Source organism: Aliagarivorans taiwanensis DSM 22990 (assembly GCF_000429505.1).
Lineage (GTDB): Bacteria > Pseudomonadota > Gammaproteobacteria > Enterobacterales > Celerinatantimonadaceae > Aliagarivorans > Aliagarivorans taiwanensis.
The window spans coordinates 46,978-70,236 of the sequence record NZ_AUBZ01000020.1; the positions used below are offsets into that span (position 1 = coordinate 46,978).

General features: G+C 51.7%; 22 protein-coding genes. 18 read left to right on the top strand and 4 right to left on the bottom strand.

The genetic code is table 11. The features are described 5' to 3' along the window. Window positions 1–4 precede the first annotated feature (4 nt). Entirely contained in the window at window positions 5–2,059 is a 2,055-nt protein-coding gene (gene metG / locus G462_RS0110810) for a methionine--tRNA ligase (protein WP_026959007.1), read from the bottom strand. Window positions 2,060–2,236: 177 nt separating this feature from the next. Here metG and udk point away from each other — a divergent pair, with 177 nt between their 5' ends. Genes udk through G462_RS22520 form a run of 4 tightly spaced genes read left to right on the top strand, consistent with a single transcriptional unit; the run spans window position 2,237 to window position 5,898 of the window. Beyond that, complete coding sequence (gene udk, locus G462_RS0110815; RefSeq protein ID WP_026959008.1) at window positions 2,237–2,884, top strand: uridine kinase; 648 nt, start codon at window positions 2,237–2,239, stop codon at window positions 2,882–2,884. 12 nt (window positions 2,885–2,896) lie between these two features. Beyond that, on the top strand, window positions 2,897–3,478 hold the full coding sequence (gene dcd / locus G462_RS0110820) for a dCTP deaminase (RefSeq protein ID WP_026959009.1): 582 nt from the start codon (window positions 2,897–2,899) through the stop codon (window positions 3,476–3,478). A 27-nt stretch (window positions 3,479–3,505) separates the two neighbouring features. Then, window positions 3,506–5,377 (top strand): AsmA family protein, encoded by a 1,872-nt coding sequence (locus G462_RS0110825; RefSeq protein WP_026959010.1) that lies wholly within the window; start codon window positions 3,506–3,508, stop codon window positions 5,375–5,377. Continuing rightward, entirely contained in the window at window positions 5,377–5,898 is a 522-nt protein-coding gene (locus G462_RS22520; RefSeq protein WP_051326685.1) for a low molecular weight protein-tyrosine-phosphatase, read from the top strand. Before G462_RS0110825 ends, G462_RS22520 begins: the two co-directional genes overlap by 1 nt. A 171-nt stretch (window positions 5,899–6,069) precedes the next feature. Here G462_RS22520 and rne read toward each other — a convergent pair whose 3' ends face one another. Beyond that, entirely contained in the window at window positions 6,070–9,183 is a 3,114-nt protein-coding gene (gene rne, locus G462_RS0110835) for a ribonuclease E (protein ID WP_026959011.1), read from the bottom strand. A 426-nt stretch (window positions 9,184–9,609) separates the two neighbouring features. Here rne and rluC point away from each other — a divergent pair, with 426 nt between their 5' ends. Further along, entirely contained in the window at window positions 9,610–10,554 is a 945-nt protein-coding gene (gene rluC, locus G462_RS0110840) for a 23S rRNA pseudouridine(955/2504/2580) synthase RluC (RefSeq protein ID WP_026959012.1), read from the top strand. A 60-nt stretch (window positions 10,555–10,614) separates the two neighbouring features. Here rluC and G462_RS0110845 read toward each other — a convergent pair whose 3' ends face one another. After that, window positions 10,615–11,211, bottom strand: coding sequence for a Maf family protein (locus G462_RS0110845; protein ID WP_026959013.1), 597 nt, complete (start codon window positions 11,209–11,211; stop codon window positions 10,615–10,617). 132 nt (window positions 11,212–11,343) lie between these two features. Here G462_RS0110845 and yceD point away from each other — a divergent pair, with 132 nt between their 5' ends. The 13 genes from yceD (at window position 11,344) to G462_RS0110910 (ending at window position 21,666) form a co-directional block, all read left to right on the top strand. Next, window positions 11,344–11,874 (top strand): 23S rRNA accumulation protein YceD, encoded by a 531-nt coding sequence (gene yceD / locus G462_RS0110850; protein WP_026959014.1) that lies wholly within the window; start codon window positions 11,344–11,346, stop codon window positions 11,872–11,874. 12 nt (window positions 11,875–11,886) lie between these two features. Then, window positions 11,887–12,060, top strand: coding sequence for a 50S ribosomal protein L32 (gene rpmF / locus G462_RS0110855; protein ID WP_026959015.1), 174 nt, complete (start codon window positions 11,887–11,889; stop codon window positions 12,058–12,060). Between the two features lie 11 nt (window positions 12,061–12,071). Continuing rightward, window positions 12,072–13,094, top strand: coding sequence for a phosphate acyltransferase PlsX (plsX, locus tag G462_RS0110860; RefSeq protein WP_026959016.1), 1,023 nt, complete (start codon window positions 12,072–12,074; stop codon window positions 13,092–13,094). Between the two features lie 6 nt (window positions 13,095–13,100). Beyond that, a complete protein-coding gene (locus G462_RS0110865; protein WP_026959017.1) occupies window positions 13,101–14,060 on the top strand; it encodes a beta-ketoacyl-ACP synthase III in 960 nt (319 codons plus the stop codon). Between the two features lie 20 nt (window positions 14,061–14,080). Continuing rightward, on the top strand, window positions 14,081–15,010 hold the full coding sequence (gene fabD / locus G462_RS0110870; protein WP_026959018.1) for an ACP S-malonyltransferase: 930 nt from the start codon (window positions 14,081–14,083) through the stop codon (window positions 15,008–15,010). Between the two features lie 17 nt (window positions 15,011–15,027). Next, window positions 15,028–15,762, top strand: coding sequence for a 3-oxoacyl-ACP reductase FabG (gene fabG / locus G462_RS0110875; protein ID WP_035477502.1), 735 nt, complete (start codon window positions 15,028–15,030; stop codon window positions 15,760–15,762). 165 nt (window positions 15,763–15,927) lie between these two features. After that, entirely contained in the window at window positions 15,928–16,164 is a 237-nt protein-coding gene (acpP, locus tag G462_RS0110880; protein ID WP_026959020.1) for an acyl carrier protein, read from the top strand. A gap of 75 nt (window positions 16,165–16,239) precedes the next feature. Then, on the top strand, window positions 16,240–17,484 hold the full coding sequence (fabF, locus tag G462_RS0110885; RefSeq protein ID WP_026959021.1) for a beta-ketoacyl-ACP synthase II: 1,245 nt from the start codon (window positions 16,240–16,242) through the stop codon (window positions 17,482–17,484). 70 nt (window positions 17,485–17,554) lie between these two features. Then, window positions 17,555–18,343 carry an aminodeoxychorismate lyase gene (gene pabC / locus G462_RS22525; RefSeq protein ID WP_051326686.1) on the top strand — a complete coding sequence of 263 codons (789 nt, stop codon included), beginning with the start codon at window positions 17,555–17,557 and terminating at the stop codon, window positions 18,341–18,343. After that, window positions 18,340–19,332 (top strand): endolytic transglycosylase MltG, encoded by a 993-nt coding sequence (gene mltG / locus G462_RS0110895; RefSeq protein WP_026959022.1) that lies wholly within the window; start codon window positions 18,340–18,342, stop codon window positions 19,330–19,332. Before pabC ends, mltG begins: the two co-directional genes overlap by 4 nt. A gap of 1 nt (window position 19,333) precedes the next feature. Beyond that, window positions 19,334–19,954 carry a dTMP kinase gene (gene tmk, locus G462_RS0110900; protein WP_026959023.1) on the top strand — a complete coding sequence of 207 codons (621 nt, stop codon included), beginning with the start codon at window positions 19,334–19,336 and terminating at the stop codon, window positions 19,952–19,954. Window positions 19,955–19,960: 6 nt separating this feature from the next. Continuing rightward, window positions 19,961–20,878 (top strand): hypothetical protein, encoded by a 918-nt coding sequence (locus tag G462_RS23945; protein WP_051326687.1) that lies wholly within the window; start codon window positions 19,961–19,963, stop codon window positions 20,876–20,878. Between the two features lie 2 nt (window positions 20,879–20,880). Next, entirely contained in the window at window positions 20,881–21,666 is a 786-nt protein-coding gene (locus G462_RS0110910) for a TatD family hydrolase (RefSeq protein WP_026959024.1), read from the top strand. A 165-nt stretch (window positions 21,667–21,831) separates the two neighbouring features. Here the strand turns inward: G462_RS0110910 and rsmF are convergent, their stop codons facing one another. Next, complete coding sequence (gene rsmF, locus G462_RS0110915; RefSeq protein ID WP_026959025.1) at window positions 21,832–23,256, bottom strand: 16S rRNA (cytosine(1407)-C(5))-methyltransferase RsmF; 1,425 nt, start codon at window positions 23,254–23,256, stop codon at window positions 21,832–21,834. Window positions 23,257–23,259: the final 3 nt, after the last annotated feature.

Here is a 23,259-nt window from a genome sequence, read left to right on the forward strand (position 1 = left end):
GCGTTTACATTACTCGCATGCCAGGCTGGGCACCGTCGTCTGGGTTCAGGAGCCAAATGTCCTTGCCACCTGGGCCCGCGGCCAGCACCATACCTTCTGACACGCCAAAACGCATCTTACGTGGCGCTAGGTTTGCGACCATCACGGTTAGCTTACCCTCAAGGTCTTCTGGCTGGTAAGCCGACTTAATGCCAGAGAACACCTGACGAGTCTCATTCCCCAAATCCAACTCGAGACGCAGCAACTTGTTGGCCTCTTTCACGTGTTCAGCCTTAACGATGCGCGCGATGCGCAAATCAACCTTGGCGAAGTCGTCAAAGCTAATGGTGTCGGCAATTGGCTCGATATCGCTGCTGGTGGCTGACTGTTGTGCTGGAGCATCCGATTTAACCGGCGCAGCGGCTGCTGCCAGATTCTCTTTGGATGCTTCAACCATGGCTTCAACGTCTTTGCTGTCGATGCGCTGCATCAGGGCCTTAAATGGCTGAATAGTTTGACCAAACATGGTGGTCTCTAAACCGGCCCAAGTCAGCTCACGGCCCAAGAAGGCTTCAACTTTGGCTGCAAGCTCAGGCACCACTGGCTTGAGATAGGTCAGCAGGATGCGGAACAACTCGATAGCTAGCGAACAAACGTTGTGCGCCTGAACCATGGTTTCCTCGGCCTTAGCCAGCTGCCAAGGGGCTTGCTCTGCAATGTATTGGTTAGCTTTGTCGGCCAGCGCCATAATCTCGCGCATAGCTTTACCAAACTCGCGTTGCTCATAGAGCTCGGCGATGGTGTCTTGGGCTGCTAGGAACTCGTCCAGCAAATCAACGTTGGCGCACTCTAAGGCCAGAGTCGCGTCAAAACGCTTGGTAATAAAGCCAGCGGTGCGACTGGCGATGTTGATCACTTTACCAATGAGATCTGAGTTCACGCGTTGGGTGAAATCTTCTAGGTTTAAGTCGATATCCACGATGCGGTTATTAAGCTTAGCCGCGTAGTAGTAACGCAGGTACTCTGGCTGGAGGTGATCCAAGTAGGTGCGCGCCTTAATAAAGGTGCCACGCGATTTAGACATCTTCTCACCGTTTACCGTGACGTAGCCATGGGCGAATACATTGTTCGGCTTACGGTAACCGGCACCTTCGAGCATTGCAGGCCAGAACAGGCTGTGGAAATAGATGATGTCTTTACCGATGAAGTGGTACACCTCGGCGTCAGAGTCTTTTGACCAGAACGCATCGAAGTCGAGATCATCGCGCTTGTCACACAGATTCTTGAAGCTGCCCATGTAACCGATAGGCGCATCTAGCCATACATAGAAGTATTTTCCTTCGGCGCCGGGGATCTCAAAGCCAAAGTAAGGTGCGTCGCGGCTAATATCCCACTGCTGCAGGCCTTGCTCGAACCATTCGTTCATCTTATTGGCCATTTCATCTTGCAGCGAGCCAGACGCAGTCCACTCTTTCAGCATGCCTTCAAATGCTGGCAGGTCGAAGAAAAAGTGCTCTGAGTCTTTCAGTACCGGCTCAGCGCCGGAGATAACCGACTTAGGTGATTTAAGATCGGTTGGCGAGTAGGTCGCGCCACATACTTCACAGTTATCACCGTTTTGGTCTTCTGCGCCACATTTCGGGCAGGTGCCTTTTACAAAGCGATCCGGCAGGAACATGCCTTTCTCAGGATCGAACAGCTGAGAGATAGTGCGGGTCTTAATGTGGCCGCTTTCTTTCAGCTTCAGGTAGATGCTTTGCGCCAGCTCGCGGTTCTCGTCGCTGTGGGTGCTGTGGTAGTTATCGAACTTCACCAGGAACTCAGAGAAGTCACTGCTGTGCTCAGTGTGCACCTGGTTGATCATCTCTTCCGGCGTAATACCCATCTGCTGAGCTTTCAGCATGATTGGGGTACCGTGGGCGTCGTCCGCACATACATAGATACAGTTATGACCACGCAGCTGTTGGAAACGAACCCATATGTCGGTTTGGATGTACTCCAACATGTGGCCAAGGTGAATCGGGCCGTTTGCATAAGGGAGGGCGCTGGTAACAAGAATGTTTCTTTGTTGTTCTGTCATGAGATCTACTTCGTGCCAAAGCGAATTGATTAATCGGATAGGGCGCTAATACTACCTCAAGCGGCATGGAATGCCTAGGCTGGAAAGACCGCATAGCGTGCTTAAGTATGTGATTCTTTGGATGACGTAACCAATTACAAGGCCTATAATTTACGCCAAATCCTCCAGGTAGTTCCCATGAATAATCAAGATCGTCATTGTGTCGTTATCGGCATTGCTGGTGCATCTGCATCCGGCAAAAGTTTATTTGCAAAAAGCATCGTCAGAGACATCCGCCATGAGTTAGGCAAGGAGACCATTTCGGTAGTAGCAGAGGATAGCTACTACAACGACCAAAGCCATTTAACCATGGAACAGCGGGTTCAAACCAACTACGACCATCCTTCTGCGATGGACCACGAGCTGCTGGTGGAGCAGATCAAACAGTTAAAGCAGGGCAAAAGCATCGACTGCCCGGTTTATAGCTATACCGAACACAACCGTACCGCCGAGACCAAGAACATCGCTTCCGCCCAGGTGGTGGTCGTTGAGGGGATCTTGTTGCTAACCGATCCAGCCATCCGTGAGCAGCTGGACATCAGCATCTTCATCGATACGCCGTTGGACATTTGCCTGGCGCGCCGTATTCAGCGCGATGTGAAAGAGCGCGGGCGTTCACTCGATTCGATTCTGGCCCAGTACCACGCCACGGTTCGCCCTATGTTCCTGCAGTTTATCGAACCTTCCAAGCAATATGCTGATGTGATCATTCCGCGCGGCGGAAAGAACAAAATCGCCATTGATATTATTAATTCAAAGATCCGCCACTTGTTGGCATCGCAGTAACGGAGTTATTCAATGCGTCTGTGTGACCGAGACATAAAAGCCTACTTAGCCGAACAACGTATCAAGATCGATCCCGCGCCAAGTGAAGACACCATCTCAGGTGTTAGCGTGGATGTGCGTTTGGGCAACTCTTTCCGCGTGTTTAACGACCATACCGCGCCTTATATTGATTTAAGTGGTCCACGCGAGCAGGTAAGCCAACAGCTTGAAAAGGTGATGAGCGACGAGATCCTGATTGAAGATGGCGACGCCTTTTTCCTCCACCCCGGTGAGCTCGCGTTGGCCGTCACCTACGAAACCGTTACGCTGCCTGACGATATCGTCGGCTGGCTTGATGGACGTTCGTCGCTAGCGCGCCTGGGCCTGATGGTTCACGTAACCGCCCACCGTATCGATCCTGGCTGGAGTGGCCGCATCGTATTAGAGTTCTACAACTCCGGTAAGCTGCCTTTGGCGCTGCGCCCGAAAATGTGTATCGGCGCGCTTAACTTTGAAACCTTATCGGGTAGCGCCGAGCGGCCATATAACAAGCGTGATAACGCTAAGTACAAAGACCAGCAAGGCGCTGTAGCGAGTCGAATCAACCAAGACTAACCGCAAGTTTGAGCATAGGGATATCTCATGAAAAAGTTGCTTTATGTATTTGTCGCTTTAATCGCGGTCATTGCCATTGCAATCACCGCTGTCGTTTTGCTGGTGGACACTGAAGATGTCAAACAGCTTCTAGTTAAACAGGTACGTGAAGCAACTGGTCGCGAGCTGGTTATTGAAGGCGATCTCAGCTGGCGCTTCTTTCCAAGTATTGGCTTTGAGCTGGGTAAGACTCAGCTGATGGATCACCCTGATTTCAGCACTCAGCCCACTCTGGGCTTTGACTTAGCATCGATGTCGGTGGCAGTGATGCCACTGCTTGATCGTCAAATCGAACTTGGTGACATTGAGCTATCAGGCCTCAGCATTCGCTATGAGGTTAATCAAAGCGGCACGAGTAACATTGATGACTTGCTGCAAGGCGACGAATCTTCCACACAAGATCCCGGTAGCGAGTCCACAAGCGAAGGTGGTGCGAGCGCCGAACCGTGGGCTATCTCGCTAGCGGGTCTTAACATCAAAGACGCAACTGCCAATCTGATTGATCATCAGGCGGGCACCCAGCAGCTTATTGGCCCTATTAACCTCAGCTTGGAAGGGCTCAGTTTAGGTACTGCGAACCGCTTCTCATTAGACAGCGCGTATGACGATGGTGCGATCACGCTCACCCAGTCGGCCGAAGGCATGCTGACCATCGCGAGCGATCTGGCAACAATTACCATCGAAGAGCTTAGTAACCAATTGGTGGCAGAGGGCGAAGCGCTTCCCAACGGCAAGGTTAGCGTATCTAACTCGGGCAACATTCACATAGACCAAACCGCCCAACAGCTTAGCTGGAAGCAATTTGTCACCCAAATCGATGAGCAAATTACCATCTCCGGTGAGCTTGGGGTTGGCTACGCAGGCGTGCCGACAATTAGTTACCAACTCTCGATCCCAGAGTTAGACGTAAACCCATACTTGGCTAACGAGGAGCAAGGCGCAAACGGTGAGCCGGAAAGTGCGCCGAAAAGTGAACAGGATAAGCAACAAGAGCCAGATCTCACTGCGCTTAGTCAGTTCAACTTGGATGGGAAGCTGAGTATTGGAAAGCTGCTGTTCCAAAAGCTAGAAGTGACTGACATTGAGCAGCACACCAGTTTGCAAAGCGGGCTGTTAAAGCTAAATCAAACCAGCGCCAAGCTCTATCAAGGGGCAATCAACCTTAGCGGTCAGTTAGATAGCAACAAAAGCCCAGCGCCATTTAAGTTCAACTCAGCGATAAACGGCGTGCAAGCTCTACCTCTTTTGCAGGCCGCTGCCGATCTGGAAATCGTTGCTGGCACCCTCAATGCCGATGCCAATCTCAGTGGTATAGGCCTGTCAGAATCCGCACTGCGTAGCAAGATTGCCGGGCCATTGAAGGCAACGTTCACCGATGGGGCCATTTATGGCATCAACATCCCCCACAAGATCCGCCAAGCCAAGACAAGCCTGACCGGCGCCGATGCAAGCCAACTTGCCGAAGAGAAGACCGATTTTAGTGAGCTCATCCTCGATGTGCTGTTGGGCAAGGGCGTAGCGAAGCTCAACACGGCCAGCATGCAAAGTCCACTATTACGGGTAGATGGCGATGGCAGCACTCACTTGGTTAAGGAAACACTTGATCTGCGTTTTTTGGTCAAAGTGGTATCAAGCCTTGAAGGACAGGGAGGTAACAACGACTTGTCCGGCGTGACATTCCCAATAGATATTGCTGGTACCTGGACTCAACCGAAGATCGACCTTGATTTCAAAGCGTTGTTAGAGGCTCAGTTTGGTAGCGAAGTGAAAGAGAAAGTCGGACAAGAAGTCGACCGCGTGATTAAAGATGAAGGATTACGCGATCAGGTAAAAGACGTATTAGGGAACTTCTTTAATTAATGTTTGGATTTAGTAAACGACGCGACAGCCTGTTTCCGTCGGTATTGGTGGTGTGTATTGGCAATATCTGCCGTTCGCCCACCGGCGAAGTGGTGCTACGCCATAAAGCGCGCAGCAGAGGCATGGACATGGATATCGATTCCGCGGGCGTTGCTGCTTTTCATGTCGGGCAGGGCGCTGATCCACGCGGCGCGAGAGTGGGAGCCAAACGAGGTTACAGCTTTAAGGGGATCCGCTCGCGTCAGATTGACGCCATCGATTACGAGCGTTTTGACCTGATCCTTGCCGCGGAGCCGAGCAATATCGATTATATGAAGAAACACTGTCCGCCGGAGTTTCAACATAAGCTGCACCTTTGGCTCGATTATGTGGGTATGGAGCAAGGTGAGATCCCTGATCCTTACTACGGCAGTGTCGCGGGCTTCGACCGAGTGCTCGATATCATTGAAGAAGCGTCGGAGCGACTTCTCGATATGATGGAAGAGGGGAAGGTTTCGTCATATCAACAACATGATCGCTAACACCATACATCGCTAATGTTCATTAGCAATATCATAAGCGCCTAAACTTGGGTGCATATTTTTGTTTGTCGCCCGGCACAAATATCTCTTAGGCAATAAAAAACCGCCCGTTAGCAAGGCTAAGGGCGGTTTCGATTCGGGCCTGGAATGGCCCGAGATATCACAGCGTGATTAGAACTCTGCTGGTTTAGCCATTGGTGCAGAGGCACTGTTCACCGCATCGCTAGTACCCGCAACACGGGTACTGCTTAGCGTTGCTTTGCGCTCGTAGGGCTTCACCTCAACCTCTGGGTACTCGGTTTGTGGGTACTCAGCTGGCTTGGCCATGGCGGCGCTGGCGCGTCCACCTTTAACCACAATCTGTTGTGGCTGCTCGGCAACCGCCGCAGGCTGTTCTGCTTCTGCTTCAGGAGCTTTTTCAGCTACAGCTTGCTCTTCTACAGGCTCAGCTTTTGGTGCTTCGCTCACCTCAGCCACAACCTCAGCTTCTGAGGCTTGCTCTGCTGGCTGATCGACTTCTTCAACTGAAACTTCAACAGGCTCTTCTTGAGATGCTGCCTCAACGTGAACCTCTGCAGGTGCTAGCTCCTCAGCTGGTGCAGCTTCTACTTGCTCGGTCGCAACTTGGGGCTGTTCAACAACATTTTCAGCTGGCGCATTAGTTGGCTCTACGTTTGCAACTTCAGTAGCCTTTGGCTCTTCAGCTTGAACGTCTGCCACTGGCTCAACGACAGGTGTTTGCTCAGCAGGCGTTTCAAGCTGTTGCGGTGCTTCTACACCCTCGTTTACCTCAGTGCTGGCAACAACTTCTTGCTCTTGCTGCTCTGGGTAGCGTGCATCAATCGCGGCTTCACCGTTGGTCTCGACTACGGTTTCAGGAGCTGCTTCTTGAGCAGCTTCTGCGGCTGCATCGGCAGACAGTTCGGCTTTTGGCAAATCGCTAAAGCGTTTGCGACCGGCTTGGCTTGAGCTGCGGCGACGGCGGCGAGGCTTCTTCGCTTTTTCCTCGGCAGGTTTGGCTTCGGTCGAGCTATCTACTGCTTCAACGATTGCTTCAGCTTTCTCCGGCGCAGCGGGTTTGCTTTGCGCTTCTGGCTTAGTCTCTGGTGCTGCTTTTGGCGCTTCTGCAGTTTGCTGAGCATCTGCTTTGGCTTCTACAGGCTGATTACGTACGCTCTTGCGCAGATTGCGGCGCTGGCGACGCTCCTGAACCTGTTGCTGCTTCTTGCTGCCTTCTTCCTCGGCAGTGTCTGCCTTGGCAGAGCGAGAGCGTGAGCGGCGGCGGTTGGACTGCTTAGCTTTCTCTTGCTTGACCTCTTCTTGGCTGTCAGAGCGTTGTTGCTTGCTGCCAGACGGCTTGTCACGGCGCTCATCGCTCTTTTGCGACTTGTTACGGCTTTCGCCATCGCGGCCATTGCGATTCTCACCTGAGCGACTGCTGCGTTTGTCACCCGAACGGTTGCCACGGCGGCGGTCGTTGCGGCGGTCATTGCGGCGATTAGAGTTACCATTGCCTTTTGACTGCTGTTTAGGTTGCTCGGCTTCTTTTTTCTCTTCCGTGCCACCAAATAGTGCGCTAAAGAAAGCGGCGATTTTAGCCAGTAGCGACGGCGCTGCCTCTTTCTTAGCGGGGGCCTTGGCTTTTGGCTGGCTCTTAGGCTTAGCCTTGCTTGGCTGCTTAGGCGCTGCTGGTGCGCTAAAGCCTTGAAGAGCAGGTTGCTCAGCTTGGGCTTTTTCGGTGGCGAGCACATTTGGTTGATAAACCGGAGACGGCTGCTCGTTGGTCAGCTTGTAGCTAACTTCCTCTGGTTCTTCGCCCTTACGGATACGGGTAACGTCGTAGTGTGGCGTTTCCATGTGCTGGTTAGGAATAATGACCAAGCGCACATTGTGGCGTTTTTCCAGCTTGTTAATGGCAATACGCTTTTCGTTAAGCAAGAAGGCGGCAACAGGCACTGGCACCTGAGCGTGAACTTCAGAGGTATTGTCTTTAAGTGCTTCTTCTTCAAACAGGCGAAGAATAGACAGCGACAGCGATTCGTTATCACGAATGGTACCTTGGCCATTACAGCGTGGGCAGATGTGAGTGCTCGACTCACCCAGTGATGGGCGTAGGCGCTGACGTGACATCTCAAGCAAGCCGAAGCGAGAGATACGGCCGACTTGTACGCGGGCGCGATCTTGCTTGACGGCCTCACGGAAGCGGTTTTCGACTTCGCGCTGGTTCTTAACTGGGGTCATATCGATAAAGTCGATAACCACCAGGCCACCAAGGTCACGCAGACGCAGTTGGCGTGCGATTTCGTCAGCAGCTTCTAGGTTAGTCTGCAGGGCGGTCTCTTCGATATCACCACCCTTGGTTGCACGGGCTGAGTTAATATCGATGGAGGTCAGTGCTTCGGTTGGGTCGATAACAATTGAACCGCCAGATGGCAGACGCACTTCGCGTTGGAAAGCTGATTCAATCTGCGACTCAATCTGGTAGTGATTGAACATCGGTACTTCGCCTTCGTAGCGCTTGATGCGGCTAACGAAGTCGGGGCGAACAAGTTCAATATGTTGTTTGGCTTGGTCGAAAATCTTGCGGTTATCGATCAGGATTTCGCCCACGTCGCGACGCAAGTAGTCACGGATGGCACGTACGATAACGTTGCTTTCTTGGTGAATCAGGAAAGGAGCAGGGCGGTTGTCCGCACTCTCTTTGATAGACGCCCAGTGCTTAAGCAGTACTTTTAAGTCCCACTGCAGCTCTTCTGCCGATTTGCCTACACCCGCGGTGCGAACAATCAGGCCCATGCCTTGCGGCAGTTCCAGACCATTCATCGCTTCTTTAAGCTGGGTACGCTCATCACCTTCAATGCGGCGAGAGATACCACCGGCGCGTGGGTTGTTTGGCATTAATACCAGGAAGCTACCCGCCAAGCTGATAAAGGTGGTCAGTGCTGCACCTTTGTTACCGCGCTCTTCTTTGTCGATCTGAACGATAACTTCCTGGCCTTCTTTCACCACTTCTTTGATGTTAGGACGGCCTTGGTAGGTATAACCTTCAGGGAAGTACTCACGGGCGATCTCCTTCATTGGAAGGAAACCGTGGCGCTCAGCGCCATAATCAACAAAAGCGGCTTCTAGGCTAGGCTCTACGCGGGTAATCTTACCTTTGTAGATGTTGGCTTTCTTCTGCTCGTGGCCAGGACTCTCAATATCGAGGTCGTATAGTCGTTGGCCGTCGACTAATGCAACGCGCATCTCTTCGAGCTGCATTGCATTGATTAACATTCTTTTCATGTCTATGCCTTGGATTGTGTTGTTACACAACCGCAAGACAGCATCCAACCTGCCTTAACTGGCTAGGCCCTGTGTTCTCGAGAGTAGATGGTAGCCATCTCGGCTAGCGGCTCCTTTAGGGCGCATTGTCGCGTGTCTATTATGCAAGCCCCGCCAACGCTGTGTGTTTGGATGCGTTGGCCAAGCTGTAAAAACTGTTCGCTATAGCTAATTAAGGCGTGCGGTACTGCCTGCTACGGTTGCAATAAATTCTGTTTTTCTCGGCACGGTTTCATATAATTAAACCGTCGTTATGAACGTCTTATCCGCCGATTTTTGCTCGCGCCTTGATAGAAAACTTGAAAATTAGGCGCATATAACCGTTCAAATATAGCAAAGCCAGTTTTTTCCATCAAACTAATTTCCGGACATGTTACACTTTTGTCTATGAATACCGATTACCAAGCTGTTCAGTTCATCGAGGTCTCTGCCGATGAAGCTGGCCAAAGAATAGATAACTTTCTCGTCAGGCGCCTGAAAGGGGTACCTAAAAGTCGAATTTATCGGATTTTGCGAAAAGGCGAAGTTCGAGTTAACAAAAAGCGCGTAAAACCCGAATACAAGCTGCAAGCTGAAGACAGTGTGAGGGTTCCTCCGATCCGTTTGGCTGAGCCTAGCGAGCTGCCTTCTAACAAGCTCGACAAGGTTAGCCAACTCGAGCAGCACATCCTTTATGAAGACGATTGCCTATTAGTGTTAAACAAACCCAGTGGTTTGGCGGTGCACGGTGGCAGTGGCTTGAGCTTCGGCGCTATCGAGGCGCTGCGTTCATTGCGTAGCGATTGCCGCTACCTAGAGCTAGTCCATCGTATCGACCGGGACACCTCTGGTATTTTGTTGGTGGCAAAGAAACGCTCCAGTTTGCGTGAGCTTCATCGACAGCTTCGCGAAAAGCATGTGCAAAAAGACTACCTGACCTTGGTCCATGGCAGTTGGCCGAAAAAGCAGCGTAGCATCGATGCGCCCTTACGTAAGAACGTCGTGGCATCGGGCGAGCGGATGGTGATTGTCGACCAGCAAGAAGGTAAGCCATCGTTGACGCGTTATCGGATTGAGCGCCAGTTCAGCGATATGACGCTACTAAAAGCCAGTCCGGTTACTGGCCGCACCCATCAGATCCGGGTTCATAGTCAGTGGGCTGGACACCCAATCGCCGGCGACGACAAGTATGCCGAGAACGAGCAACTCAGCGAGATGAAGGGAAAAGGCTTAAAGCGACTGTTCTTACACGCATGGCGGATCAACTTTGAGCATCCGGCCACTGGCAAGACCATGCAGCTAGAAGCGCCGCTTCCCGATGATCTTAAAGCGGTCTGTGACGCGCTAAGCTAAGCGCGCCTATCTTCTATACCCGAACAAGCTCAATGTGCTTGTTCGGGCAACCATGCGCTATCAGCAGGGTAGCGCTACTCCTTCTTTCTCTAGCCAACTAACCAAGCGTATCAGTGGTAATCCAATAAGGGTGTTTGGGTCATCGCCTAGCAATGCATCAAACAATACGATGCCCGAGCCTTCCGACTTAAAGCTCCCCGCACAGTTATAGGGCTGTTCGCTCTGCAAGTAACATTCAATTAGAGCCGGGTTGAGCTCACGAAACTTCACATCGAAGATCTCAACGGTGCTCGTCGTGCTCTGAGTGCGGCTGTTATGCAATGCCAGCCCAGTATAAAAGCGCACAGTTTTACCACTGGCTTTGCTGAGTTGGGCAATCGCGCCTTGGTGATCGCCGGGTTTTCCCAAGATCTCTTCATCTATTACACACACTTGATCGGAGCCGATGATCAGCGCATCGTCGAATTTATCGCTGCCTGCTTTAGCTTTTTCAATCGCCAGGCGTTCGACCAGTTGCTTGGCCGTTTCGTTTTGCAACGGCGATTCGTCAATATCTGGCGAAAAGCAGTCGAAGTTACTGACGACTTTGGCTAGAATCTGCTTTCGAAAAGGGGAGCTGGAAGCGAGTACAATTTTTGGCTTGTTTTGCTTATTCATGGTGTTTATTTGAGCTTGTGCTTAATTAAAATCCAGACAAGCATAATAAAGCTTCCCTAAACGCGTCAAAGTAGTGAAAAAATTAAGATTTGCTTTGACAGTAGATACACCGAACTATATGATGCGCGCCTTATGCAGAAGGTGAAGTTACCAGTAGAAGTTGATCCGTTTAAGGCGGCGAAACGCAAGCTTGATTATCAGGGTTCCCTGGAAGTTAAGCAGGCTCCGCGCTTAATCGATGCAACTTTGAAAGTTAATAGTGATGTAGACGTCTGGTTACGCTTTGAAATTGACCCGCAAGGGTTGGTTGTCTTACAAGGCAAAGCTGTAACCGAGGTTGAATTGGAATGCCAGCGTTGTGGAAAGCCTTACAGCTATGCGATCGACACTGAGTTTACCTATTCACCAGTCTGCTCTGAGAAGCAAATGGAGCTTCTTCCGGAAGAGTACGAAGTACTGGAACTCGATGAAAACGACATGTTTTCGCTTCATCGTTTGATTGAAGACGAATTACTGTTGTCGCTTCCATTAATTGCCATGCACGAGCTTAGCGAGTGTGAGGTAAAGGTGGAGCAACAATCGTTCGGAGTTATCGAGGAAAAGGCTGAGGAATCTCGACCAAATCCGTTTGCTGTGTTAGAAAGTTTGAAAAAGAAAGACTAGGAGACTGGGTCAATGGCAGTTCAAAAAAGTAAAGTTACTCGTTCACGCCGTGGTATGCGTCGTTCACACGATGCCATCGAGAACAATGTTGCACTAACCACCGATGCGACTTCAGGTGAAACTCACCGTCGTCATCACGTTACTGCAGACGGTTACTACCGCGGTAACAAGGTAATCAACAAGTAAGATTTTGCACTTTGCAAAAACTTACTATTGCAGTTGATGCCATGGGGGGCGATTTCGGTCCCTCAGCTACGGTGCCTGCTATCAAGCAGGCACTCGCATTTCATCCCCACCTAAATATTCTTCTTTTTGGCGAGCGCCACGCTCTCAATCCCGAACTTATTAAGCACCAAATAGCCAAGCACCCGCGCTTGGAGTTTATCCATTGTGCCGACTCGGTTCGCTCAGATGATCGCCCGATTACCGCGCTGCGTGCTCGCAAAGACTCGTCAATGCGTCAGGCTCTTGAAGTGGTCAAGCAGGGAAGGGCGCAAGCTTGTGTGAGTGCTGGCAACACCGGGGCGTTAATGGCCTTGGCGAAATCGGTGCTTAAGCTGTTACCGGGTATTGAACGTCCAGCGCTGGTGACTGGCCTTCCCCGTGAAGGTGGCGGTGAAACCTTATTACTCGATCTTGGCGCAAATTCCAGCTGCGACTCCGAGATCTTGTCTCAATTTGCCATGATGGGCGCAGCCTTAGCCGAAGCGTGCGGGAAGGTGCAAAACCCGCGCGTAGCGCTACTCAATATCGGTGAAGAGCAAATCAAAGGCAACGATGTGGTTCGCCAAACGGCCCAGTTGCTAGAATCCAGCTCAGGACTAAACTACGTTGGCTTTGTTGAGGGAAATCAACTATTTGCTAACAAGGCAGATGTTATTGTCTGTGACGGCTTTGTGGGCAATGTTGCGCTTAAAACCGCCGAAGGTGTCGCGCAATTGTTGCTTAGTAGGGTATCGCAGTCGACGGGCTCGTGGTGGCAACGCCTGTTGCTCAAAGTTTTCGCACCGCAACTGGCGGGGTGGCTTTCAAATCTGAACCCCGACCAGTATAACGGTGCAAGTCTGTTAGGATTGCGCGGTATTGTTGTGAAGAGTCACGGCCACGCCGACCATCAAGCATTCTTTCAGGCGATAAATCAATCAGTTATTGAGGTTCAGCAACAAGTCCCTCAAAAAATTATCGATAAAATCGAAGCATTATTAACGGACAAAAACTAGTTATCTATGTACGCGAAAATTCTCTCTACCGGTAGTTATCTCCCCCAGGCCGTTCGCACTAATGCTGATCTCGAACAAATGGTCGATACCAGTGATCAGTGGATTACCGAACGTACCGGTATCAAGGAACGTCGAATTGCCGCCAAAGACGAATCGGTGGCCGATATGGGCTACCAGGCTGCACTGCGCGCGATTGAAGCGGCAGGTATCGATAAAAATAAAGTAGGCATGATTGTTCTTGCCACCACCTCCAACGAGAACGCCTTTCCGGCAGCTGCCTGTGAAGTACAAGCCAAGCTTGAGCTAGACGGCGTACCGGCGTTTGACGTTGCCGCTGCCTGTGCAGGCTTTAGCTACGCGCTTAGCGTCGCCGAGCAGTTTGTGAAAACCGGCCAGGTTGAATATGCGCTGGTGATCGGCGCAGACAAGCTCTCGCACATGTGTGATCCCGATGATCGCTCGACGATCATCTTGTTTGGCGATGGCGCTGGTGCGGTGCTGATCGGTGCCAGCGAAGAGCCGGGCATCTTGTCTACCCATATTCATGCGGATGGTCGCTATGGCGAACTGCTGAAACTGCCTCAACCACGTCGTGGCATGAGTGGCTCAGAAATGGAGTCCTACATGTACATGAGTGGCAACGAGGTGTTTAAGGTGGCGGTAACCCGGCTGAGCCAGATCGTGGTTGAAACGCTACAAGCTAACGGCATTGATAAAACTGAGCTGGATTGGCTGGTGCCACATCAAGCCAATTTTCGAATTATCAAAGCTACCGCTAAGAAACTCTCCATGCCACTCGATAAAGTGGTACTCACCTTGGACCGTCACGGCAACACGTCGGCAGCCTCGGTGCCTATTGCGTTGGATGAGGCCGTTCGCGACGGACGTATTCAACGTGGACAACTGGTATTGCTCGAAGCCTTCGGCGGCGGTTTCGCCTGGGGCAGTGCCCTTGTCAGATTCTAGAAATTAACTCAGGAAAAGTTATGAATAAATTTGCGTTTGTGTTCCCTGGTCAGGGCTCTCAAAGTGTTGGCATGTTGGCCGAGTTGATTGAGCAACACAAAATCGTAGCAGATACCTTTGCAGAAGCGTCAGCAACCTTAGGGTATGACCTGACAGCGCTGATTACTAATGGTCCAGCCGAAGAGCTGAACCAAACCCACCGCACTCAACCCGCCTTACTGGCCAGCTCCGTAGCCCTGTGGCGCCTGTGGAACGAATCAGGTGGCGCCCAGCCTCAACTGTTGGCCGGTCACAGCTTGGGTGAATACTCTGCGCTTTGCTGCGCAGGCGTTATCAGCTTCCCTGAAGCGCTGAAACTGGTTGAGCTACGTGGCCAACTGATGCAGCGCGCTGTGCCTGAAGGCGTAGGCGCAATGTCGGCCATCATTGGTCTTGGCAATGAGCAAATCATCGCCGCCTGTGAGCAAGCGGCCGAAGAAGAAGTGGTAAGCGCGGTAAACTTCAACTCGCCGGGCCAAGTGGTTATCGCCGGTAACAAGGCCGCTGTTGAGCGTGCGAACGCACTGTGTAAAGAAGCAGGCGCCAAGCGTGCGTTGCCACTACCGGTTAGCGTTCCGTCGCACTGTGCACTAATGAAGCCTGCAGCTGACGAGCTTGCCGCATACATCGAAGGCATCGAGTTTCAAGCGCCAAGTCTGCCGGTTATCAACAATGTTGATGTAACTGCTGCAGAATCTGGCACTGAGATTAAAGGTGCATTGATTCGTCAGCTTTACAGCCCGGTCCGTTGGACCGAAACCGTTGAAGCGATGGTAGAGCAAGGCGTAGAGACCTTGGTTGAGTGTGGCCCGGGCAAGGTGCTTACCGGCTTGGCAAAACGTATTCATAAGCCGCTACAGGCAATCGCGATTAACGATAGTGCTTCGGTTAAAGCAGCGCTAAGTCTTTAAGTTTAAGGAGATAGATAATGTCACTGGAAGGGAAAATCGCCCTGGTCACTGGTGCCAGTCGCGGCATCGGTCGAGCGACTGCTGAAGAGCTGGTTGCTCGTGGTGCATTTGTTATTGGTACCGCCACATCTGAAGGCGGTGCGGCGGCGATTGGTGAATACTTGGGCGACAAAGGTGAAGGCCTGGCGCTTAATGTAACCAGCAGCGAGTCCATTGAGCAGCTGTTTGCCACCATTAAAGAAAAACATGGCGACATCGATATTCTGGTAAACAACGCCGGCATTACCCGCGACAACCTGATGATGCGCATGAAAGAGGACGAGTGGCAGTCGATCATCGACACTAACCTGACCTCGGTGTTCCGCTTAAGTAAAGCTGTGCTGCGCGCCATGATGAAAAAGCGTAGCGGCCGCATTATTAACATTGGCTCGGTGGTGGGGACCATGGGCAACGCAGGGCAAACCAACTATGCGGCAGCGAAAGCAGGCCTGCTAGGTTTTACCCGTTCCTTGGCCCGTGAAGTTGCCTCCCGTGGCATTACCGTGAATGCGGTAGCCCCTGGCTTTATCGAGACCGATATGACCCGCGCGCTTGATGATACTCAGCGCAAAGGCATTCTTGACCAAGTGCCGATGGCGCGTCTTGGTGACCCGACTGAGATTGCAAAAACCGTTGGCTTTTTAGCCAGCGACGATGCTGCTTACATCACCGGCGAAACCTTGCATGTCAACGGCGGCATGTACATGGTTTAAGCGATCACTAAGTTATTGTTCAAATAATTGATTGTTGGTCTGGACTGGATAACAATAATCGCCATAATCGTGGTTAGACCACAATAACAAGGCTTGCAAAGAAACCTTGTTTGAATACACTAACGCAACAACGCAAGAGCGTATTTACTAAGGAAAAATATTGTCATGAGCACAATTGAAGAACGTGTTAAAAAAATCATCGTAGAGCAACTAGGTGTAGGCGAAGACGAAGTTAAAAACGAAGCGTCTTTCGTAGATGACCTGGGTGCTGATTCTCTAGACACCGTTGAGCTAGTGATGGCTTTGGAAGAAGAATTCGACACTGAGATCCCAGACGAAGAAGCTGAAAAAATCACTACCGTTCAAGCTGCAATTGATTACGTTCTGAATAATCAAGACTAATTGCAAGATGGGCGACATTATGTCGCCCGTTTTGATTCCAACCGAAGAAATAAACATCCCCCCGGAGGCACACCCGTGACTAAGCGTAGAGTCGTCGTAACTGGCGTAGGTATGCTATCACCTGTAGGTAATACCGCTGAACAAAGCTGGGAAGCTTTGCTGGCAGGTCAAAGTGGAATCTCTAACATTGAGCATTTCGATACGACTTTGTTCCCAACCCGCTTTGCAGGTTTAGTTAAAGACTTTGACCGCGAGAAGTACATCAGCCGTAAAGACGCGCGCAAGATGGATGAGTTCATCCAGTACGGCGTTGCTGCTGGCCTTATGGCGATGGAAGATGCCTCTCTGGACATCACCGAAGAGAACGCTGAACGCGTTGGCGTTTCTATCGGTTCTGGTATTGGTGGTTTAGGCTTAATTGAACAAAACCACGAGAATTACGTAAAGAATGGGCCACGTAAGATCAGCCCGTTCTTTGTGCCATCTACCATCATCAACATGGTATCTGGCCACTTATCGATTATGAAAGGCCTTAAAGGGCCAAACATCGCGGTGACCACCGCGTGTACCACTGGTGCCCACGCAATCGGCCTGGCGTCGCGTATGATTGCTTATGGCGATGCTGACGTGATGGTAGCTGGCGGTGCAGAAAAAGCGTCTACCCATTTGGGCATGGGCGGTTTTGGTGCTGCCAAAGCGCTGTCTACCCGTAACGATGAACCACAAAAAGCCAGTCGTCCATGGGATCAAGACCGCGATGGTTTTGTGCTAGGTGATGGCGCCGGTGTGGTGGTACTGGAAGAGTACGAAGCCGCCAAAGCGCGCGGTGCCAAGATCTACGCTGAGCTGATTGGTTTTGGTATGAGTGGCGATGCCTATCATATGACCTCGCCACCTGCAGACGGCGAAGGCGCAGCACGCTCAATGCAGGCTGCGTTGAACGATGCTGACTTGGCACCAGAGCTGGTTGATTACATCAACGCTCACGGCACCTCGACGCCAGCAGGCGATATCGCGGAAACCAACGCGGTTAAGTCTGTCTTCGGAGAGCATGCCAAACAAGTGATGGTAAGCTCGACCAAATCGATGACTGGACACTTGTTGGGTGCTGCCGGTGCGGTAGAAGCGATTATCTCGGTACTGAGTATTCGTGACCAAGTTGCCCCGCCGACCATCAACTTGGAGAACCCAAGTGAAGGATGCGATTTGGACTACGTGACTGGCCAAGCGCGTAAAGCCAAAATCGATTACGCACTGTCGAACTCGTTTGGCTTTGGCGGTACCAACGGTACACTGTTGTTTAAACGTGTAAGCGATTAAACTAAAAAAGAATATTGAGTTATAAGCCTGATGTTCGCATCAGGCTTTTTTGTTTTTGGGGTAGCAGATCTTGTTTGTTGATTCAGTAGGCTTGCGTGACCGCGCGCTGCAATATGGCGACGGCTTCTTTACCACCATCTTGGTCGAGAAGGGGCAACTGTGTTTGTGGCACTATCATCAAGCCCGGCTGGTCAGCCATGCCCAAGCACTGGGGATAAGCCTGCCCGACATCGAGCAAATAAAAACCGAACTCGATGTGCGGGCGAACGAGTGCTCAAGGGGCGTGCTAAAGCTGTTGGTATCACGCGGTGAAGGCGGTAGGGCGTACAGCCCTACAGGGGCGAATGAGCCTGCGCTGGCTGTATATCTGTCTGACTACCCAAGTCATTATCAGCAGCTTCAGTCGACAGGATTACGCTTGGCTGACAGTGAACAGCCCCTTGCCAGCGGAGGGCAAGTCACTGGTTTAAAGACCCTTAACCGATTGGAACAAGTGCTGCTTCGCCGCGACGCTGAGCGCTTGGATGTTGATGAGTTAGTCTGCACCGACATTCGTGGAAACCTCGTCGAGGGAGTAAGCGCTAATATCTGCTTTCGCAAAGGCAATACACTGTACGTGCCTGCGCTAAGTTTTGCTGGAATAAAAGGCGTTCAACGCCAATGGATGATAGATAACGTTAAGGCGTCGCCGTTCAGGCTGGTGATTGACGAATTCCCCATCGCTCAACTGCGCGAGGCCGAAGAAATCATCGTCAGCAATGCCATTTTGCAGTTTGCTCCGGTAAAATCCTACAACCAACGACACTACGACGATTTTTCTGCAACACAATGGCTTCTCTCTGCCGTTAACACATTATGATAAAAAAGATAATTTTCGCCCTGATCGCATTAGGGCTGGTACTGGCTACGGCTGCTTTTTCCGCTAAACGCTTCGTCGCCCAACAATGGCAGTTGCCACGAGACGCCCAAGTAACCCAAGTGACCGTTAACCCCGGTGACACCTACTACGCTGTTGCGAGCCGGGTGTTTGAACAATCCTTTGCTGGTGAATGGTGGCTACGCGCCTGGTTCCGCTTTAACCCTGAAACTGCTGGCGTGCGCAGCGGCACCTTTGCTGTCGACTCATCGCTAAGCCTGGAAGGTCTAAGTGATGTGCTGAGAAACGGCACCGAGATCCAACTTCAGGTAACCCTTGTGGAAGGCGAAACCTTCCAGCAGTTTTGGCAAAAGCTTAACGGCACTGAAGGGATCGTTGCCAGTGAGCTGACAGAGGCTGAGGTTGCAGAACTGCTTGGCTCCGAGCGAGACAAGTTAGAAGGCTTGCTGTTGCCTGAAACCTACTTCTTTGTCACTGATACGCCCGCAGAAGAGATCGTAAAACGCGCTTATCAGGCCTTGGAACAAGTGCTTGAAGCGCAATGGCAGGCTCGTGCTGAAGACCTGCCGATCAACAATGCTTACGAGGCCCTAATCTTAGCATCGATCATCGAAAAAGAGACGGGTGCAAAACATGAGCGTCCGCGTATCGCCTCGGTATTTGTTAATCGACTAAATATTGGTATGCGGCTGCAAACCGATCCCACCGTTATCTATGGTATGGGCGATCGCTATAACGGTCGGATCCGTCGCGCTGATTTACGCGAAGCCACGGCTTACAACACCTACGTGATCCCGGCGCTGCCGCCTACGCCGATTGCCATGGCAAGCGAAGACGCGATCCACGCAGCGCTCAACCCCGAACACAGCCCGTATTTTTACTTTGTGGCCAAGGGCGGCGGTGAACACTATTTTTCTAAAACACTTAAAGAGCACAACCGTGCTGTAAGAAAGTACATCTTGGGTAAGTAATATGACCGGTAAGTTTATCGTTATTGAAGGCCTTGAAGGAGCCGGCAAAAGTACTGCGGTGACCGCTGTTGAACGCTGGCTCGAGCAGCGCGGTATTCACTACCGTTGCACCCGCGAACCCGGCGGTACACCGCTGGCTGAAGGTATTCGCCAGTTAGTGAAGCACGGCGTGGATGACGATATCCCCAGTAGCAATACCGAGCTACTGCTGATGTACGCCGCTCGCGCCCAACTCGTCGATACCGTTATCCAGCCAACACTCAGTGAAGGTACCTGGGTGATTGGCGATCGCCATGATTTAAGCTCGCGCGCCTACCAAGGTGGCGGCCGAGAATTGGGGCTAGACAAGCTTAGCCAATTAAAGCAGCTTGCCATTGGAGATTTCGAGCCCGATCTGACTTTGTATCTGGACATCGACCCGCGTATAGGCCTCGAGCGAGCGCGCAGTCGCGGTGCGCTTGATCGAATTGAGAAGCAGCATATTGCGTTTTTCGACCGCGCCCGTGAAGTCTATTTAGCCGAAGCTGAAACTAACCCGCGCGTTGTCAGAATCGATGCCAGCCAAGATATGCAGGCTGTTGCCGAGGCCATCGCGCAGGCTTTGAGTCAGCAACTAGGATAAGCGCTTATGAGTGGTCCGTGGTTAACCCCGGTTTGGCGGCAGCTTAGCAGTGCACTTAGCCAGCAACGCTTTCCTCAAAGCACCTTGTTGCGAGGAAGCGAAGGCTTGGGCATTGAGGCGATGGCCGAGTATTGCGCCAAGGCCCTACTATGCGAAACACAAAGCGGGCGAGCGTGTAACCGCTGCAAGCAATGCCAGCTGGTTGAATCGGGCACTCATCCGGGTGTATTTCGTCTTGGTGTGGAAGAGAGCGTTAAGGTTGATGATATTCGTCGGCTAAATCGCTGGGCTCAGCAGTCTTCTTCGGTGGGGGCGGCCAAAGTTGCCTTGCTCTATGGCGCAGGTCAGCTCAATGAGGCATCGGCCAACGCCTTCCTCAAGACACTGGAAGAGCCCAACGCAAACACCTTCTTTGTCTTGCTCAATCTAGAAACCAAGCAGCCAATCTCGACGGTGCTGAGTCGTTGTGTTCAACTTACCGTGTCACAACCTACTGAAGCGCAGTTGTCGGCGTGGCTGTCAGAGCAAGGCATTACAGTGCCCGATGACTTTGCGCTGTATTACCGGGTGGCGCAAGGCAGCCCAGAGGCGCTTAAAAAGTTACTCGATGAAGACAAAGCCGAGTTTGAGATTGTCGTGAATGCCTTCACTGCGATACCCTTTAGCGCCGAGCCGCTGATTGCCCACATAAGCAAGCAAGCTAAAGCTTTGGATTGGTCGCTACAACTGCTGCAATTCGCGCTTCGTTGTAGTTTGTCTAACCAAACGAGCGAAGCGTTGTCTGCATTGATTTCTCATCATTCCATCGCGTCGCTACAAAGCTGTCATAGCGATCTGCTAGCCTTAAGACAGGCCCAATACCAGATATCGGGTCTCAATCTGGCGCAGCAGCTATACCCGATTTTCGCCCAACTAGAGAGATAACCTTGTTAGTAGATTCCCATTGCCATCTGGATCGCTTGAACTTTAACGATCTACACGACGGCGTTGCCGATGTTCTAGAAAAAGCCAAGCAGCAGGGGGTAGAGCATTGCCTGGCGGTCGCCACCTCGTTAGACGCATTTCCACAAATGATGGACTGCATTGGTGAATTTCCTCAGGTGTTTGCCTCTTGTGGTATGCATCCGCTGTATGTGCAAGATCACCAGTATCAGCAGCAAGCCCACCGTGAGTTAGCTACAGATCCCCGCGTGGTCGCCATCGGTGAAACGGGGTTGGACTACTACTACACGCCGGAGACCAAGCCTGAGCAAAAGCGCGTATTTGCCGAACAGATCGAACTCGCGGTTGAGCTCGATAAGCCCTTGATCATCCATACCCGTGATGCCAAGCAAGACACGCTAGATCTGCTCAAGCAACATGGCGCTGAGCGCTGCGGTGGCGTACTACATTGTTTCACGGAAGACTTGGATATGGCAGAAGCTGCTATCGAACTGGGCTTTTATATTTCTTGCTCCGGTATCGTTACCTTTAACTCGGCCAAAAAGTTACAGCAGGTGTTTACTCAGCTGCCCATAGAGCGCTTGCTGGTTGAAACGGACAGCCCCTATCTCGCACCAGTACCGCATCGCGGCAAAGAGAACCAACCGGCGTATACCCGTGAAGTCGCCCATTTTTTGGCTCGGCTGAAAGGGGTATCGATGCCGGAGTTGGCGGCACAAACCACCGACAACTTTTTCCGCTTGTTTAAGCTGGCTGAAAAGCAAGTTTAGAGAGGGGAGCAGATAAAAAATCGCTCCACTCTAATCCATGAGCGGAGCTTAGGGGAATGGCCCGTGGGCACGGGCCTTTGCGCTAACTTGTAGCATTAAGACTAGTTGAGAATGGATATTTTTCAACGTCGAGTTTTCAACTTCATCAAGCATGCATTTTCGCGATTACGACAGCTGATCATAATTGCGAACCAGATCCCTAGGCAGGCTGTTCTTTAGCTTGTTTTTCACCCATTTTGCCATGCCAATCGGTGTGCCTTGGTAGCACACAACCAGCTCGCCCTTATGGTTGTTGGGGTAGGGGACATCACGCCCCGCAAAGTACAGTTTTGCTTGTTCAATGTCTAAGTCGACACGGTTAATCCCTGCACTGCTTGCCAACGACGTCGCAAACTCATGGCTCATTTTAAAACCCACTTTTAGCACATCGCCTAGACGGATACCTATCCGCTGAAAACGCATCTCGTCAGTTAACGGCAGGATTGCGTCGGGAAACAGCCAAAGCTCTTTGTCGCGGCTAAACACCGTATGGCTGTTCGGTAGAGTCAGGCCAAACTGTTTGTGCAAGTAGTTGGAAAGCTCTTGCAGAGGCTTGTTGGCGAGCGGCTTAAAAGGAAGTGGCTTTAGCTTTTTCTCGACCGGCTCTGGTGTTAACTCGCTATCGCTGCGGGTGAAAGCTGACAGGAAAAAACCTTCGCTGTCGTATACATGGGGCCACACATGCAGATAACCTTCGGCAGTGGCGCTAAGCGCCGCGCCTTCGAACAGACCAGACAGATCAATCGGTGTTAACGCATCGGGATAGCGTTCCATGATCGCGTTGATCACGCCCTGATTCTCTAAAGGATTGAGAGTACAGGTTGAGTAGACCAGCGTACCGCCGGGCTTAAGCGCCTGCAGAGCACTTTCAAACAGGGTGACCTGTAGCTCGGCGGTCTCTTTTACGTGCTGTATGCTCCAGTTCTTCAACGCATCGGGATCTTTACGCAGTGTGCCTTCGCCGGAGCAGGGGGCATCGAGCAAAATGGCATCGAAGGATTTGGGCGTCCAACTACCGAACACTTCCGCGCTAAAGTGGCTGATAGCCACGTTGTTTACCCCGCAGCGCTGCAGGTTTGCTGACAGCACCTTAATGCGGCTGGCAGAGTATTCGTTGGCAACCAATGCGCCTTGGTTTGCCATCAGTGCGGCGATCTGCGTGGTCTTTGAGCCCGGCGCTGCTGCCGCGTCCAACACCACGCTGTCTTCATCAAAAGAGTAGTGCGCTGCCAGAGCTGCAACCGGTAGCATAGAGCTCGCCTCTTGAACATAGAACTGGCCAGCGATGTGTTCCAAGTTGTTACCGATACTCACAGAACCCGCCGGAAGCTCTACCCAGAAGCCGTCTTCACACCAAGGAATAGGGGTTAATTGCCAACCCAGCTCATTCGCGCGGGCCATAAACACCTCACGGCTGCACTTAAGTGGGTTAAGACGAATGCTGGTACGCAGCGGTCGCGAGTTGTAATCGAGCATCTCAGCGAGCTGCTGCTCGTCGGGCAGTGCCTGCTTGAGCAGCTCAAGCAGGTCTTGCGGGTAACTTGGGTTCAATGT

Bases quoted from the DNA above. Each gene is read 5' to 3' on its own strand.
- rpmF (WP_026959015.1), top strand. From the start codon at position 11,887: ATGGCAGTTCAAAAAAGTAAAGTTACTCGTTCACGCCGTGGTATGCGT.
- acpP (WP_026959020.1), top strand. From the start codon at position 15,928: ATGAGCACAATTGAAGAACGTGTTAAAAAAATCATCGTAGAGCAACTA.
- metG (WP_026959007.1), bottom strand. From the start codon at position 2,059: ATGACAGAACAACAAAGAAACATTCTTGTTACCAGCGCCCTCCCTTAT.
- rne (WP_026959011.1), bottom strand. From the start codon at position 9,183: ATGAAAAGAATGTTAATCAATGCAATGCAGCTCGAAGAGATGCGCGTT.
- G462_RS0110845 (WP_026959013.1), bottom strand. From the start codon at position 11,211: ATGAATAAGCAAAACAAGCCAAAAATTGTACTCGCTTCCAGCTCCCCT.
- G462_RS22520 (WP_051326685.1), top strand. From the start codon at position 5,377: ATGTTTGGATTTAGTAAACGACGCGACAGCCTGTTTCCGTCGGTATTG.
- G462_RS23945 (WP_051326687.1), top strand. From the start codon at position 19,961: ATGAGTGGTCCGTGGTTAACCCCGGTTTGGCGGCAGCTTAGCAGTGCA.
- fabG (WP_035477502.1), top strand. From the start codon at position 15,028: ATGTCACTGGAAGGGAAAATCGCCCTGGTCACTGGTGCCAGTCGCGGC.
- yceD (WP_026959014.1), top strand. From the start codon at position 11,344: ATGCAGAAGGTGAAGTTACCAGTAGAAGTTGATCCGTTTAAGGCGGCG.
- dcd (WP_026959009.1), top strand. From the start codon at position 2,897: ATGCGTCTGTGTGACCGAGACATAAAAGCCTACTTAGCCGAACAACGT.
- fabD (WP_026959018.1), top strand. From the start codon at position 14,081: ATGAATAAATTTGCGTTTGTGTTCCCTGGTCAGGGCTCTCAAAGTGTT.
- udk (WP_026959008.1), top strand. From the start codon at position 2,237: ATGAATAATCAAGATCGTCATTGTGTCGTTATCGGCATTGCTGGTGCA.
- G462_RS0110865 (WP_026959017.1), top strand. From the start codon at position 13,101: ATGTACGCGAAAATTCTCTCTACCGGTAGTTATCTCCCCCAGGCCGTT.
- G462_RS0110825 (WP_026959010.1), top strand. From the start codon at position 3,506: ATGAAAAAGTTGCTTTATGTATTTGTCGCTTTAATCGCGGTCATTGCC.
- tmk (WP_026959023.1), top strand. From the start codon at position 19,334: ATGACCGGTAAGTTTATCGTTATTGAAGGCCTTGAAGGAGCCGGCAAA.
- mltG (WP_026959022.1), top strand. From the start codon at position 18,340: ATGATAAAAAAGATAATTTTCGCCCTGATCGCATTAGGGCTGGTACTG.
- rluC (WP_026959012.1), top strand. From the start codon at position 9,610: ATGAATACCGATTACCAAGCTGTTCAGTTCATCGAGGTCTCTGCCGAT.